We start from the raw sequence: 16,023 nt of genomic DNA on the forward strand, positions 1-16,023 counted from the left end.
TGCAGCCTGCAGCCGGTCGCGCGCCTCGGCCACCGGCGCCAGCCGGATGCCGGGCAGCAGCGGGCCGCGGACCAGGCCGACCGCCAGGTCGAAGGCGGCGCGGCGAGCCGCCATAGCGGCCGCCGGGTCCTGCAGCGCCGCGAGGGCGGCGCGCAGCCGCGCCACATCGGTCCGCACCTGGCCGGGCGCGAGGCCGAGACGGTCGTCCTCGTGCCGGATCGCCCGGGCCCCGATCAGCTTGCGCAGGCGGTAGATCGTGGAGCGCAGCGCCGGGATGGCGCGGTCGCCGTCCAGCTCCGGCCACAGCTGGTCGGCCAGGTCCTCCTGGGCCCAGCCCTCGGCCGGCCCGGCGATCAGGCACCACAGCAGCTCCATCGGCTTGCGCTGCGCCTTGCCGGTGCCCATGGCGACGCGCGCGCCGTCGGCCTGCACCGCGAAGCCGCCGAGGGCGCGGATCTCGACCGGGAAGGGCCACAGCTCATGCGCCCCCTCCGGCGGCGGCAACTCCCACAGTGCGATCACGCGCCGCGTCGCCTCGGGCTCGGCGCCGGCGGCCAGGGCCCGGTCGGCCAGCCGGGCCAGGGCTGGGCGGTTCATCCCGGCGATCCGTCGGAATCCCAGGCGACCGGCGGCCTCGGCGACGCGGTTCCACGGTTCCACCACATCGTCGTCCCTGGCCAGGAACGCCTCGGCCAAGTCGGCATGCAGCAGGAAGGTGGCGTTGCCGGTGCGTGCCGCCACCTGGCGCAGCGTCTCGACATGCGGCCGTGCCGCTTCGTCCCCGGCCATGGCATAGGCGGTCGCCAGCAGCAGGCACTGGACCGCGACCTGGTGCGGCCCGCCATGGCGCCGGGCATAGTCCAGCGCTTGCCCGGCCTCGGCGACCGCGGTCATCGTATCGCCGGCGCACAGCGCCACCACGGCGCGCAGATGGTGCAGCCCGATGAAATCGGTGCGGCGCCAGCGCTGCCGGGCGCAGGTGGCGTAGCGCTGCAGCATGGAGTCGGCTGCGGCGCGGTCGCCCGCGGTCGCCACCGCCTGGACCACGACCCAGAAGGCGTTGGTCAGGCGGTGCGAGACGCGGCGGTCGCCGGCGAAGGCCACCACCTCGTCGGTCAGCCGGCGCAGCATCGCGTCGTCGCCGTCAAGATAGGCCTCGGACAGGGCGGCGTAGTACCAGGTCATGACCGACAGCGGCGCCATGTCCCGCTGCCGGGCCAGCGCCTCCAGCCGGCCCAGGAAGGGGCGGGCCGCGGCCAGGTCGCCGCGCCACCAGATCAGGTGGTTGACCAGCACGCTGCCCAGCAGCAGCTGGACCGTCGGCGGCAGGAAGGGCAGGGCGGCCTCGATCCAGCGCCGCGCCTCCCCGGCCTCCGGATGGTCTGGCCAGCCGATCAGGATGGCCATGCAGCGGGTGATCATCAGGGTCTTGAGGGTCGCCGGCGGCAGCACCTCGCCCAGCCGCGGCAGGGCGGCGTCGATCTCCTCGATCAGTCGCGGCAGCTCGCGGAAATCGAAGAAGTCGGACAGCACTGCCCGGGCCTCGCCGTTCAGCGCCATGGCGTAGTCCAGCGGCGCCGTCTCCGGTTCCAGCGTCCGGCGGATCTCGGCCAGGACCCGCTGCGCCTCGCGCGGGTCATAAGGCATCCGGGCATAGGCCAGCCAGATGCGCGGCCGTGGCCGGGCCACGATCGCGGCCGGGAACAGTTCGATGGCGTCGCGCAACTCGCGGTTACGCCCGGCCAGCGACATCGCCGCCGCTTGGTCCAGCACCAGCTCCAGCGCCTCGTCCCTGGCCCCCGCGGCCAGCAGCAGCCGGGCGGCCGGCAGCACCTCGCCGCGCCGGCCGAGTAGCCGGGCCGCCCCGGTCCGGGCCTGGTTCAGCGCCGGTGTCGGCAGTTCTGCTCCGGCCGCCTGCTCCAGCGCCGCCTGCAAGGCGTCCTGCTTGCAGAAGGCCCCGTCCGGCAGGCGAGACACCAGCCCGCCGGCGCCGGCCAAGCGGTCCAGCAGCGCCGGCGCCTCGGCTCCGCCCAGCTCAGTCCATTCGGCCGCGCCGCCCTCCTGAAGGAACGCCGTGGCCAGCAGCACGCGCCGGTCCGCCGCGCCATCGCCGCTTGGCGCGGCCATGCCGACCTGCAACAGAGCGGGCGACAGCGCGGCCAAAACGCCGGGAAGCCAGCCGCCGGCCCGGCGCAGGCAGGCCAGGAACAGCTCCTGCGACAGGTCGCGGCCGCTCGGCAGGTCGCGCGCGAAATCCGGGTATTCGTCGGCGGTGACGCGCAGATCCATGATCGGTGCCGGCGTGGCAGCCGGGTCGGGCGGGTCGAGCCGCGACAGGCACAGGATCCTGTCGGCCGGCGGCAACGCCGCGGCCAGCACCGGCAGCAGGGCGATCGTCACCGCCTCGGGCGGCACATGGTGGACGTCGTCGAAGACGATCAGCCGGGGGCCGGCCGGCCGGCCCGGCGGCGCCGCGTCGAGCCAGCGCCGCACCGCCCCGGCGATCGCGGCGAAGGCCTCCGGCGTCGGCTCCGGCGGGATGTCGGTACCGAAGCCATGCGCCAGGCCCAGGAAGCCGCCGAGCGTGGCGAACAGGCGCAGCGGGTCGGCGTCGGTATCCTCGACCGCGTACCACAGCACCGTGGCGCCGTCGGCCGTGTGCCAGCGTGCCTCGGCCCAGGCGGCGGCCAGCGCGGTCTTGCCGGCGCCGGGCGGGGCCGTGACCCACAGCAGGGTCTGCTGTGGTGCCCGGTCCAGCAGATCGAACAGGCGGCGGCGCAGGACCAGCCCCGCGGCCGGCGGCGTACCGGGCGCGCCCAGCTCGCCGGTGTCGTCCTGCCGACCCAATGCCCGCATCTCCGACCCTCTGCGATCGACGCGCCGCCGGGCTGTCCCGGCGGCGGCGGATGATGGGAAAATTTTATCGACCCGGCAATCGGTGATGCATCCGTGACGGGATCGCGGGGGAAGCTGCCGTATCGTTCGGCCATGGACGACATCCATGCCGACCTCGATTATGGCTACGATCCGGACTCGGTCGAGGCGTGCCCGATCGTGATCCCGGCGGTGCCGCTGCGGCTGCCGGTGCGGGCCGCGGTCGACCCGGCCTGGCTGCCGCCGGTCGGCACCCAGGCGACGCCGAGCGGCGTCGCCTGGGCGGTGATCTACGGCCTGGCCACGCACAAGGCGGCCCGCGCCGCCCGCCGCGCGCCGACAGAGCCGGCGCTGCAGGCCAGCCCGCACTACCCCTACATCAAGATCCTGGAGCAGACCGGCGGCCGGCCCGGACTCTGCCGCAGCGGGCCGATCTCCTGGTGCTTCGACTTCCTGCTGGCCAATGACGGCGCACCGAATCTCGAGCAGGCGCCGGCGCCGGCGCCGAAGCCCGGCCACAGCCATTGTCAGGCGGCCTGGCGGGCCTATGGCGGCACCCTGCTGGTCTCCGACTACGCCTTCAGCATCGCCGGGGCCGGCCAGATCGGCATCATCGGCGCGGCCGGGCTGGACGCGCTGCGTACCCTGATTGCGCGCGGCGTGCCGCTGGCCTGTGGCCTCTCGCTCCATGCCGATTTCCCGTCCTACGGCGGCGCCGGCCCGGTCCCCTATGTCGGCGACGGCCGGATCCTGACTCGGGCCGGCGGCTGCCGCGCCGGCCATTGCCTGCTGGTCGTCGGCTATGACGATGCGCTCGGCGCCGTGCTGCTGCGCAACAGCTTCGGCCCCGGCTGGGGCACCGAATGGGGCGGCAGCGGCGGCCACATCTGGATGGCCTACCGCACCTTCCAGGCCCTGGCCCAGGGCAGCGCCTTCTTCATCGACGAGGGCTGCCGCCCCGAATCTTTTGGAGCATGTGATGGCACTCGGTTTCTTCGCGGTCTTGCCGGGCTATGCCGGCCCGGTTCCCCCCGGCTACACCCTGGTCGAATACGACAACACCACGTTCTTTTACGCCAGCGATGACGACGACATCGTCATCGGCAGCGATATCGGGGCGAAGGTGGCCGGCGAGGGCGGCTATGACATCCTCGACTATTCCGGCTTCAACCGCGGCATCGTGATCAACGAGTTCGAGGGCTCGGTCCGGGATGCCGACGACATCATCATGCAGTTCATCCCCGATCCGAGCCGCGGCTTCGAGGAGTACCGCGGCACCGCGTTCAACGACGTGCTGATCGCGGCGACGGGAGCCGACCAGACGCTGCGCGGCAATGGCGGTGATGACATGCTGGTCGGCGGCATCAATGTCGAGCTGCTGGACGGCGGCACTGACATCGACACCGCCAGCTATGCCAACTCCGCGGTCGGGGTGACGGTCGACCTGCGGCTGGCCGGTGCCCAAGTCTCGGCCGGCGACGCCAATGGCGACACGCTGACCGGCATCGAGAACCTGACCGGGTCGGCCCAGGCTGACGCGCTGCATGGCGATACCGGAGACAACATCCTCACCGGCGGCGCCGAGGCGGACCTGCTCGTCGGCGACGCCGGCGTCGATACGGCGGATTATTCGGGATCGTTGGCCGGGGTGACGGTCGATTTGTCGCTCGGCACCGGAATCGGTGGCGACGCCCAGGGCGACACGCTGGCGACGATCGAGAACCTCACCGGATCGGCTTTGGCCGACCACCTCTACGGCGACGCCAGCTTCAATGTGCTGCTCGGCGGCGCCGGGGACGACACGCTGCGCGGCGCCGCCGGGGCGGATGCGCTGGACGGCGGCGACGGCTCGGACTTCGCCAACTTCCAACGCTCGGCGGTCGCGGTGATGGTGGACCTGCTGGCCCACACCGCCTCCGGCGGCGACGCCGAGGGCGACGTGCTGACCAACATCGAGAACCTGTATGGCTCGAGCTTCGACGACCGGCTGGCCGGCGACGACGACCGCAACATCATCGGCGGCGAGCTCGGCAGCGACACCCTCGTGGGCAATGGCGGCGGCGACGTGCTCTCGGGCGAGGGCGGCGATGACAACCTCGACGGCGGCGACGGCAACGACCGACTCGTCGGCGGCGACGGCATCGACACCATCCATGGCAGCACCGGCGCCGATTCCGTCGACGCGGGTGCTGACAACGACCAAGTCTTCGGGGAGGCGGGCGACGACAACCTTTATGGCGGCGCCGGTGCGGACACGCTCGACGGCGGCGACGGCAACGACGTCCTCGAAGGGGCAGCCGGCGGTGACATCCTGGCCGGCGGCGCCGGCATCGACGTCGCCAGCTATGCCGGCTCGGCCGCCGGGGTGGCGGTGAATCTGGCCAGCGGTACGGGCGCGGGCGGCGGCAGCGATGCCGAGGGCGACATCCTGACGGAGATCGAGAACGTCCTCGGCTCGGCCTTCCCCGATGTACTGACTGGCGATGACGCCGCCAACACGCTCTGGGGCATGGCCGGCGACGATGTCCTGATCGGAGGCAGCGGCGGCGACGCGCTGAAGGGCGGCGCCGGGGCGGACCGTTTCGTCTACACTGCGCTGTCCGACAGCGCGGCCTCGGGCCTCGGCAAGGACTCRATCCGGGACTTCTCGACCGGTGACAAGATCGACCTGTCGGCGATYGACGCCGACGGCAACTCCACGAACGGCGACACCGCCTTCACCTTCGGCACCGGCGATTACACCCGCCATGCCGGCGAGCTGCGGGTGGTAACGGCCGGCGAGGTCCAAGTGGTCTATGTCGACGTCAACGGCGACAAGGTTTCCGACTTCGCCATCAACGTCTTCTCCGACCACTCCCTCACCGACGGCGACTTCGTGCTTTAGAGCCGCCGCCGCGCAGCAACCCAGGGAGGCGTGTCATGGCCACCTACTTCTTCTCGGTCGACGGGCCCGAGACCGGCTCGGTCGGTCCCGGCGAATTCGCCATCGTCAACAATCTCGCCTTCTTCGACACCACCGACACGGTGACCGGGGCGGCGAACGCCACCCTCGGCTTCGGCATCACCGGCGACCTGGTCCTGGACCTGACCGGCTATGCCGGGATCACCGGCTTCGGCATCGTCAACGCCCAGACCACCGGCAGCGTCGACCTGACCGTCGGCCAGGACTTCTACGACGCCAATGTCGCCGCGGGGGCGCATCTCATCATCCAGGGCACCGGCAGCACCGTGACGCTGAACGCCGGCGGGCTGGCCGGCGAGCGGCCGGTGGACCTGATCTCCTTCTCCGCCGGGAACGACGTGCTCACCGGCGGCGCCGGCGGCGACAGCCTTTATGGCGGGGCGGGCGCCGACCAGCTCGACGGCGGCGCCGGCTTCGATCTCGCCCGCTACGACAACGCCGCCGCCGGCGTGGTCGCCAACCTGCAGACCGGCGTCAACCAGGGGGATGCCCAGGGCGATGTCTACACCAGCATCGAAGGCCTCGTCGGCTCCGCCTTCGCCGACACCCTGACCGGCGATGGCGGGGCGAATGTCCTGTCCGGCGCGGGCAGCGACGACGTTCTGGCGGGAGGGGCGGGCGCCGACGCGCTCGACGGCGGCAGCGGCGTCGACACTGCGGATTATTCCGCGTCGTCTGCCGTGGCCATCGCCCTGGGGTTCGGCATCGGCCATGGCGGCGACGCCGAGGGCGACACGCTGACAAACATCGAGACCCTCGTCGGCTCCGCCTTCGACGACCAGCTGATCGGCAGCAGCCTGGACGACACCCTCGTCGGCGGCGCCGGCAACGATACCCTGTTCGGACGCGGCGGCGCCGATCATCTGGACGGCGGCGACGGCGTCCTCGACATCACCTCCTATACCGACTCTACGGCCGCGGTGACGATCGACCTGTCGCTCGGCACCGGCCATGGCGGCTACGCAGAAGGCGACACGCTCTCCGGCATCGAAATTGTGTTTGGCTCGGCCTTCGACGACACACTGATCGGTGACGGCGCCGCGAACTTCCTCTGTGGTTTGGGCGGCGACGACAGGCTCGTCGGCGGCGCCGGCGCCGACTTCCTCTTTGGCTATAACATCACCGTCGGCGACACCGGCATCGACACGGCGGACTACTCGACCTCGGCGGCCGGGGTCACGGTCGATCTGATCTCCGGCACCGGCCATGGCGGCGATGCCGAGGGCGACAGGCTGACGCAGATCGAGAACCTGACCGGGTCGGCGCTGGCCGACCGGCTGACCGCCGGGGCCGGAACGAACGTTCTGACCGGCGGCGCCGGTGACGACGCTCTGCATGGTGGGGCGGGGGCCGATGTGCTGGATGGCGGCGCCGGCATCGACCAGACAGACTACCGCGGKTCCGCGGCGGCCGTCACCGTCGACCTGTCGGCCCACACCGCCGCGGGCGGCGACGCCCAGGGCGATACGCTGACCGGCATCGAGAACCTCTTCGGCTCGAGCCTCGACGACCATCTGACCGGTGACGACGGCCGCACCATCCTCGGCGGCGGCAACGGCGCCGACACGCTCGTCGGCAATGGCGGTGACGACGCCCTGGCCGGTGAGGCCGGCGACGACAGCCTCGATGGCGGCGATGGCGCCGACCGCCTGATCGGCGGCGCCGGGGTCGACACCATTCATGGCGGCATCGGCAATGATTCGATCGATGGCGGCAGCGAGAACGACCAGGTCTTCGGCGAGGCCGGCAACGACAGCCTCGCCGGTGGCACCGGCGACGACCGGCTCGAGGGCGGCGACGGCAACGACGTGCTCGACGGCGGCGCCGGGGCCGACACGCTGGTCGGCGGGGCCGGCATCGACACCATCAGCTACACCGCCTCGGCCAGCGGCGTCGTCGTCAGCCTCGCCACCGGCACGGCGGAGGGCGACAGCTTCTCGGGCATCGAGCAGGTGCTGGGCTCGGAATTCGCCGACACGCTGACCGGGGACGCAGCCGCCAACACCCTGTGGGGCATGGGTGGCGGGGATGTCCTGACCGGTGGCGGCGGCGGCGACGCGCTGAAGGGCGGCGCCGGGGCGGACCGTTTCGTCTACACTGCGCTGTCCGACAGCGCGGCCTCGGGCCTCGGCAAGGACTCGATCCGGGACTTCTCGACCGGTGACAGGATCGACCTGTCGGCGATCGACGCCGACGGCAACTCCACGAACGGCGACACCGCCTTCACCTTCGGCACCGGCGACTATACCCGCCATGCCGACGAGCTGCGGGTGGTGACGGCCGGCGAGATCCAAGTGGTCTATGTCGACGTCAACGGCGACAAGGTCTCCGACTTCGCCATCAACGTCTTCTCCGACCACCCTCTCACCGCTGGCGACTTCGTGCTTTAGAGCCGCCGCCGCGCAACAACCCAGGGAGGCGTGTCATGGCCAACTACACCTTCTCCGTCGACGGACCCGAGACCGGCGCGGTCGGTCCCGGCGAATTCGCCATCGTCAACAACCTCGCCTTCTTCGACACCACCGACACGGTGACCGGGGCGGTCGGCGCCACCCTGGGCTTCGGCATCGCCGGCAATCTGGTCCTGGCCCTGACCGGCTATGCCGGGATCACCGGCTTCAACGTCGTCAGCGCCCAGGCCACCGGCAGCGTCAACCTGACCATCGGCCAGGATTTCTACGACGCCAACATTACCGGCGCGGTGACCCTCACGGTCCAGGGCACCGCCCAGGGCGGCACCGTGACGCTCAACGCCGGCGGGCTGGGCGCGGGCACCTCGGTGGACCTGATTTCCTTCTCGGCCGCGAACGACGTGCTCACCGGTGGTGCTGGCGGCGACAGCCTTTATGGCGGGGCGGGCGCCGACCAGCTCGACGGCGGCGCCGGCTTCGATCTCGCCCGCTACGACAACGCCGCTGCCGCCGTGGTCGCCGACCTGCAGACCGGCGTCAACCAGGGGGATGCCCAGGGTGACATCTACACCAGCATCGAAGGCCTCGTCGGCTCCGCCTTCGCCGACAAGCTGACCGGCAATGCCGCCGACAACACCCTCATCGGCGGCGCGGGCAATGACGGCCTGTTCGGGGGCGGCGGCGCCGATAATCTGGTCGGCGGCGACGGCTTTCTCGACGTCGCATCGTATCTCGGCTCCGCGGTCGCGGTGACGGTCGATCTGTCGCTCGGCACCGGCCATGGCGGCGATGCCGAAGGCGACACGCTCACCGGCATCGAAGGCATGGACGGCTCGGCCTTCGACGACGCCCTGATCGGCGACGGCGGCGGGAATGTGCTTGCAGGCGAAATGGGTGATGACAGGCTGGTCGGCGGCGCCGGCGACGACCTCCTCATCGGTGACAGCGATCTTCCGACGGACACCGGCGATGATGTGCTGGTCGGGGGCGCCGGCGCCGACCGCCTCTACGGCGATTTCCCCGGAGGCCCCGGTGGTGTCGGCGTCGATACGGCGGACTATTCCGCCTCGACCGCCGGGGTCACGGTCGATCTCATCTCCGGCACCGGCCTCGGCGGCGATGCCCAAGGCGACACGCTGTTCCAGATCGACAACCTGGTCGGGTCGGCGCTGGCCGACCGGCTGATCGCCGGTGCCGGGGCGAACGCCCTCACCGGCGGCGCCGGCGACGATGCCCTGCATGGCGGGGCCGGGGCCGATGCGCTGGACGGCGGCTCCGGCATCGATCAAGTCGACTACCGCGGCTCCGCCGCCGCCGTCACCGTCGACCTGCAGGCCCACACCGCCACGGGCGGCGATGCTCAGGGCGACGTGCTGACGGGCGTCGAGAACCTGTTCGGGTCCAGCTTCGACGACCATCTGACCGGCGATGATGGCCGCACCATCCTCGGCGGCGGCAACGGCGCCGATACGCTGGCGGGGAATGGCGGCGACGATTCCCTCGCCGGCGAGGCCGGCGACGACAGCCTCGACGGCGGGGACGGCGCCGACCGCCTCATCGGCGGCGCCGGGCTCGACACCATCCATGGCGGCGTCGGCAACGACTCGGTCGACGCCGGCAGCGAGAACGATCAGGTCTTCGGCGAGGCCGGCAGCGACAGCCTCGTCGGCGGCACCGGCAACGACCGGCTCGAAGGCGGCGACGGCAACGATGTGCTCGACGGCGGCGCCGGGGCCGACACCCTGGTCGGTGGCGCCGGCATCGACACCATCGGCTACACCGCCTCGGCGACGGGGGTCACCGTCAGCCTCGCCGCCGGTACCGCCGAGGGCGACAGCTTCTCCGGCATCGAGCAGGTGCTGGGCTCGGCCTTCGCCGACACGCTGACCGGCGACGCTCTCGCCAACACGCTGTGGGGCCTGGACGGCAACGACGTGCTCAGGGGTGGCGGCGGGGGCGACGTGCTGAAGGGCGGCGCCGGCAACGACCGCTTCATCTATGCCGCCCTCTCCGACAGCGCCGTCTCCGGCCCCGGCAAGGACACTATCACCGATTTTACGACCGGCGACCGCATCGACCTGTCCGCGATCGACGCCGACGGCAACGCGGCCAACGGCAACACCGCCTTCACCTTCGGCACCGGCGGCTTCACCGGCGCGGGCGGAGAACTGCGGGTGGTGACGTCAGGGGGCACCCAGGTGGTTTATGCCGACGTCAACGGCGACAAGGCGCCGGACTTCGCCGTCAACGTCGTCTCCGACCATCCGCTCACGGCCACGGATTTCGTGCTCTGAGAGAGGTCACTCCCCGCGCAGCACGGTGGTGGAGAGCGGCGGCAGGGAGATCACCAGCCGGTCTTGGCCGTCCGCCTCGCGGATCGCCACGGGCGGCCTCTCCGCGGCGATGCCGCCGCCGCCATAGACCCGGGCATCGGTGTTGAGGATCTCGCGCCACTGCCGGCCCTGCGGCACCCGGATACCGTAATCCGGCCGCGGCACCGGGGTGAAGTTGCAGACCACCAGGATCGGCGGGTCGCCCTCGGCGCCCAGCCGCAGATAGGCGAACACGCTGGCTTCGGCATCGCCGGCCACGGTCCAGGCGAAGCCGGCGGGCTCGGCGTCGCGCCGGTGCAGCGCCGGCTCGGCCCGGTAGATCCGGTTCAGGTCTCGGACCAGCCGCTGCATGCCGCGGTGCAGCGGGTCGTCGAGCAGGTGCCAGTCGAGCTGGGCGTCGTGGTTCCACTCGCGCTCCTGGCCGAACTCGCCGCCCATGAACAGCAGCTTCTTGCCCGGCGAGCTCCACATGAAGCCGAAATAGGCGCGTAGATTGGCGAAGCGCTGCCAGGTATCGCCCGGCATGCGTCCCAGCAGCGACCCTTTGCCGTAGACCACCTCATCATGCGACAGCGGCAGCATGAAGCGCTCGCTGAAGGCGTAGAGCAGGCCGAAGGTCATCGCGTGGTGGTGGTATTTGCGATGGATCGGGTCCTGCGCAATGTAGCCGAGCGTGTCGTGCATCCACCCCATGTTCCACTTGTAGTTGAAGCCGAGGCCGCCTTCCGACACCGGCGCGGTCACGCCGGGCCAGGCGGTCGATTCCTCGGCGATCACCACGGCGCCGGGGAGGCGCTCGGCCACCAGCGCGTTCAGCCGGCGCAGGAAGGCGATCGATTCCAGGTTCTCGCGCCCGCCATGGGCGTTGGGAATCCATTCGCCCTGGTTGCGGCTGTAGTCGCGATAGAGCATGGACGCGACGGCATCCACGCGCAGCCCGTCGACATGGTAGCGGTCCAGCCATTCCAGGGCGCTGGCCAGCAGGAACGCGGCCACTTCGGTGCGGCCGAGATTGTAGATCCAGGTGTTCCAGTCCCGATGGAAGCCTTCGCGCGGGTCGTCGTATTCGTACAGCGCGGTGCCGTCGAAGCGATGCAGGCCGTGGGCGTCGCCGGGGAAATGCGCCGGCACCCAGTCGACCAGCACGCCGATGCCGGCCCGGTGGCAGGAATCGACGAAGCGGGCGAAGGCCTCCGGCGGCCCGAAGCGCGCGGTCGGAGCGAACAGGCCGAGCGGCTGGTAGCCCCAGCTGCCGGTGAACGGGTGCTCGGCGATCGGCATCAGCTCGAGATGGGTGAAGCCCATGCCGGCGACATAAGGCACCAGCCGCTCCGCCAAGCCGTCCCAACTGAGCGGCTTTCCGTCCTCGCCATGCAGCCAGGAGCCGGCATGCAGCTCGTAGATTGAGATCGGGGCGGAGGCGTCCTGCCGCTCGGCCCGTCCCTGCATCCAGTCGCCGTCGGTCCAGCGGAAGGGCAGGGGCAGCGGCACCACGGAGGCGGTGCGTGGCGGCGGCTCGGTCTCGCGCGCCAGCGGGTCGGCCCGTTGCGGCAGCGCATGGCCGTACCGGTCCACCAGCTCGAACTTGTAGAGATCCCCGTCGGCGACGCGCGGGATGAACATTTCCCAGATGCCGCCGTGATGCCGCAGCCGCATCGGATGGCGCCGGCCATCCCAGCTGTTGAACTCGCCGACCACCGAGGCGCGGCTGGCATTCGGCGCCCAGACGGCGAAGCGGGTGCCCTCGACCCCGTCGATCGTCACCACCCGGGCACCCAGGCAGCGCCGCACCGCCTCCGGATCGCCGGCGGCCAAAGCGTGCAGGTCGGGATCGTCCAGCAGCACCCCGAAGCCATAGGGGTCCTCGGTCTCCTGCACCGCGCCCCCTGGCCAGGTGATGCGCAGCAGATAGGGCTCGTCCTCGTTCAGCACGCCGGCGAACACCCCGGCCGGGTGGACCGGCTTCAGCTTTGCCAGGCGACGCCCGTCCGACCGCGCCATCGCCTCCACCCCGATGGCATTGGGCAGGCAGGCGCGGACGACGATGCCGTCCCCGGTCGGATGGGGGCCGAGCACCGCGAAGGGATCGCCATGGCGCCCCGCCGCGATCGCGTCCAGGGCGGCGGGATCGAGGCCGGTCGGCAGTGCGATATCAGGCATCGGTCAGAACCTTGGCTTCGGCGACGAGCTGGTCGAGAAGGGCGGCCAGGCCGCGGATCGGCAGGCCGATCCAGCCGGGGCGGTTTGCCGCCTCGTAGCGGATCTCATAGGCCGCCTTCTGCAGCGAGAACAACGCGATCAGCGCCTCTTCGGCCTCCGGCGTCGCCCAGGGATGCGGTGCCGCCCGGGCGACCGCGCGATAGGCGTCGAGGAAGGCCTGCGACGCCTCGCTTCGATACCGCTGCAGCAGGGCAGTCCGCTGCTCCCGCATCGCTTCGGGGATGGAATCGTGGGTGGCGTCGTCGGCCGTAGCCGCGGCGTAGTCGATCGACCGCAGCAGGCCGGCGACGTCGCGCAGCGGGCTTGATTTGTGCCGGCGCTCGGCGATCGGCCGGGTCGGCTCGCCTTCGAAATCGATCAGATAGGCGTCGCCCTGCGCCACCAGCACCTGGCCGAGATGGAAGTCGCCATGAACCCGGGTCTGCAGCGACCCTCGTCCGGCGTCTGCCAGGCGCTCGACCAGCCGTGCCAGCCCGTCCTGGCCGGCCAGCAGCCGCTTTGCCGCCGCTTCCGTCGCGGCATCCGGACAGTCGCGCATCGCCGCGACCGTGGCGACGGCGCCGTCGATCTCGACCCGCGCCTCCTCGATCCAGCCGCGGACCGTCGCGGCATCCACCGGCTCCGGCGAGAAGGCCGGGTCGTCGGAAGGCTGGGCCAGAATGGTATGGATCTCGGCCAGCCGTCGGCCGATCGCGGCGGCGAAGCCGGCCTCGTCGGCGAAGCCTTCCTCGCCGCCGGCACCATCGGTCAGGGTCATCTCGTCCACCGTCCGCCGCAGATTGTCCAGGCTCCAGCCCCAGCCGTCGCCCTGGTTGCGGACGAAGCCCTGGACGATCGAGAGCGTCCGCGGCTCGCCGTCGGCGCCGATCCGTACCACCTCGCCGAACAGGGGGGCGATGTTGCCGGCGCCGTGCTCGGTCAGATAGCGTCCCATCTCCGCTTCGGGATGGATGCCGGGACGGATCCGCCGGATCACCTTGAGCACCAGCTTGTCGCCGAGGACGAGAGAGCTGTTCGACTGCTCCGCCGACAGCCACTGGATCTCGATATCCGGCGGCAGCGCGAATCCTTCCATCCGCGACGTCGGCCGGAACCGGATCTCACCGTCCTCGGTGGGCACCGTGCGGCCGGTCCGCAGCCCATCGATCAGGGCCAGCGGAAAGTCTCGGATCGAGAAGGCATCGGTCAGGAAGCCGACGCGGCGGCCGCGCCGGACCCGGGCGACGGCCAACTGCTGCTGCAGCGCCGGCAGGCCGCCATCCTCCCAGGCGATGCCGAGCGGCACCTGGTAGCAATCCGTCGTGCCGCCGGCGGTCGTCTCCACCTGGGTCAGCATCAGATCGGTCCCCGGCAACGGCGTCGCCTTGGCGATGCGGACGCTGTCGATGCGCCGGTCCTTGGCCGCGAACCAGCGGCGCTTCGGCAGATAGGCCGGCAGGCTCTCCGTTTCCAGGATCTGCCGCGACGCCGAGGACAGCACGTCGGCCAGCCCGTCGCGCAGCACCAGGGTGACGAATTCCGGCATCTGCTCCGGCGGCTCCTGGTGCCAGCGCGGCGCCGTGGCGTCGGCGTGCAGATGGAACCAGTAGAAGCCATAGGGCGGCAGGGTCAGCAGGTAGGTCAGCTGGCCGATCGGCGGGAACACGGTGTCGCCGGTCATCTCGACCGGCGAGCGGCCCTCGAAATCGGCGAGGTCGAGCTCCACCGCCTGCGGTGCCCGCGACAGGTTGGCGACGCACAGGATGGTCTCGTCCTCGAAGCTGCGCAGATAGGCCAGGATCTTGCGGTTGCCGGGGTAGAGGAAACGCAGCGTGCCGCGGCCGAAGGCGCGATGCCGGCGGCGCAGCGCCAGCATCCGGCGGGTCCAGTTCAGCAGCGAATGCGGGTCGCGCCCCTGGGATTCGACATTCACCGCCGGGAAGCCATAGAGGGCATCCATGATCGCCGGCAGCACCAGCTTTTCCGGATCGGCACGGGAGAAGCCGCCGTTGCGGTCGGGCGACCATTGCATCGGCGTACGCACCCCGTCGCGGTCGCCGAGATGGATGTTGTCGCCCATGCCGATCTCGTCGCCGTAATACAGCACCGGCGTCCCCGGCATCGACAGCAGCAGGCTGTTCATCAGCTCCACGCGACGGCGGTCGCGCTCGAGCAGCGGCGCCAGGCGGCGGCGGATGCCGAGATTGATCCGGGCGCGCCGGTCGGCGGCATAGGTCTCCCAGAGGTAGTCGCGCTCGCTGTCGGTCACCATCTCGAGCGTCAGCTCGTCATGGTTGCGCAGGAAGATCGCCCATTGGCAATTCTCCGGGATCTCCGGCGTCTGGCGCATGATGTCGCTGATCGGGAACCGGTCCTCGCGCGCGATCGCCATGTACATCCGCGGCATCAGCGGGAAATGGAACGCCATGTGGCATTCGTCGCCGCGGCCGAAATACTCCTGCGTGTCTTCCGGCCATTGATTGGCCTCGGCCAGCAGCATGCGGCCCGGGTAATGCGTGTCGAGATAGCCCCGGATCTGCTTCAGCACCGCATGGGTCTCGGGCAGGTTCTCGTTCGAGGTGCCCTCGCGCTCGACCAGGTAGGGGATGGCGTCGAGGCGCAGCCCGTCGATGCCGAGGTCGAGCCAGAACCGCATCACCCGCAGCACCGACTTCAGCACCCGCGGGTTGTCGAAGTTCAGGTCCGGCTGGTGCGAGTAGAAGCGATGCCAGAAATAGGCGCCGGCCACCGGGTCCCAGGTCCAGTTCGACTTTTCGGTGTCGAGGAAGATCACCCGGGTGCCGGCATAGGCCTGGTCGGTGTCGGACCAGACGTAGAAGTTCCGGGCCGCGGAGCCGGGCTTGGCCCGCCGCGCCCGCTGGAACCAGGGATGCTGGTCCGAGGTGTGGTTGATCACCACCTCGGTGATCACCCGCAGGCCGCGGCGGTGCGCCTCGGCGATGAAGCGGCGCGCATCGGCCATGGTGCCGTAATCCGGATGCACCTCGGTATAGGCGGCGATGTCGTAGCCGTCGTCGCGCCGCGGCGAGGGGTAGAAGGGCAGCAGCCACAACGTGTCGACGCCCAGGCTGGCGATGTAGTCCAGCTTCGAGATCAGCCCTTTGAAGTCGCCGACGCCGTCGTCGTTGGCATCGAAGAACGACTTCACATGCAGCTGGTAGATCACCGCGTCCTTGTACCAGGTCGGGTCATCGAAGCCGGGGGCGGGGGAATCGTTGGCCAT

The 16,023-nt window shown here is 70.9% G+C and carries 7 protein-coding genes; 4 read left to right on the forward strand and 3 right to left on the reverse strand.

Annotated features, from left to right (window positions below):
• The coding region (locus AB4Z01_RS20630) for a hypothetical protein (RefSeq protein ID WP_441696892.1) at positions 1-2,856 on the reverse strand (2,856 nt) is incomplete at its 3' end.
• 93 nt (positions 2,857-2,949) lie between these two features.
• Between AB4Z01_RS20630 and AB4Z01_RS20635 the strand changes: the two genes are divergently transcribed.
• The 4 genes from AB4Z01_RS20635 to AB4Z01_RS20650 are packed head-to-tail and all read left to right on the forward strand — an operon-like array spanning position 2,950 to position 10,541.
• The gene (locus tag AB4Z01_RS20635; protein WP_441696894.1) at positions 2,950-3,960 is read left to right on the forward strand and encodes a hypothetical protein; all 1,011 of its coding nucleotides are present in this window, start codon (positions 2,950-2,952) and stop codon (positions 3,958-3,960) included.
• Positions 3,854-5,758: a calcium-binding protein gene (locus tag AB4Z01_RS20640; protein WP_441696897.1), complete on the forward strand. Its 1,905-nt coding sequence runs from the start codon at positions 3,854-3,856 to the stop codon at positions 5,756-5,758. Before AB4Z01_RS20635 ends, AB4Z01_RS20640 begins: the two co-directional genes overlap by 107 nt.
• Before the next feature lie 35 nt (positions 5,759-5,793).
• Positions 5,794-8,226 (forward strand): calcium-binding protein, encoded by a 2,433-nt coding sequence (locus AB4Z01_RS20645; protein WP_441696900.1) that lies wholly within the window; start codon positions 5,794-5,796, stop codon positions 8,224-8,226.
• Positions 8,227-8,261: 35 nt separating this feature from the next.
• Positions 8,262-10,541: a calcium-binding protein gene (locus AB4Z01_RS20650; RefSeq protein ID WP_441696903.1), complete on the forward strand. Its 2,280-nt coding sequence runs from the start codon at positions 8,262-8,264 to the stop codon at positions 10,539-10,541.
• 6 nt (positions 10,542-10,547) lie between these two features.
• Here the strand turns inward: AB4Z01_RS20650 and glgB are convergent, their stop codons facing one another.
• Both glgB and treS read right to left on the reverse strand, forming a co-directional pair.
• On the reverse strand, positions 10,548-12,740 hold the full coding sequence (gene glgB / locus AB4Z01_RS20655; RefSeq protein WP_441696906.1) for a 1,4-alpha-glucan branching protein GlgB: 2,193 nt from the start codon (positions 12,738-12,740) through the stop codon (positions 10,548-10,550).
• Positions 12,733-16,023 carry a maltose alpha-D-glucosyltransferase gene (gene treS, locus AB4Z01_RS20660; RefSeq protein ID WP_441696910.1) on the reverse strand — a complete coding sequence of 1,097 codons (3,291 nt, stop codon included), beginning with the start codon at positions 16,021-16,023 and terminating at the stop codon, positions 12,733-12,735. Before treS ends, glgB begins: the two co-directional genes overlap by 8 nt.

Source organism: Inquilinus sp. YAF38 (assembly GCF_052113205.1).
In the GTDB taxonomy this organism is placed as follows: Bacteria; Pseudomonadota; Alphaproteobacteria; order DSM-16000; family Inquilinaceae; genus Inquilinus.

What these genes read in the sequence shown, in the direction of transcription:
- AB4Z01_RS20650 (WP_441696903.1), top strand. Translation starts at nt 8,262, where the DNA reads ATGGCCAACTACACCTTCTCCGTCGACGGACCCGAGACCGGCGCGGTC.
- glgB (WP_441696906.1), bottom strand. Translation starts at nt 12,740, where the DNA reads ATGCCTGATATCGCACTGCCGACCGGCCTCGATCCCGCCGCCCTGGAC.
- treS (WP_441696910.1), bottom strand. Translation starts at nt 16,023, where the DNA reads ATGGCCAACGATTCCCCCGCCCCCGGCTTCGATGACCCGACCTGGTAC.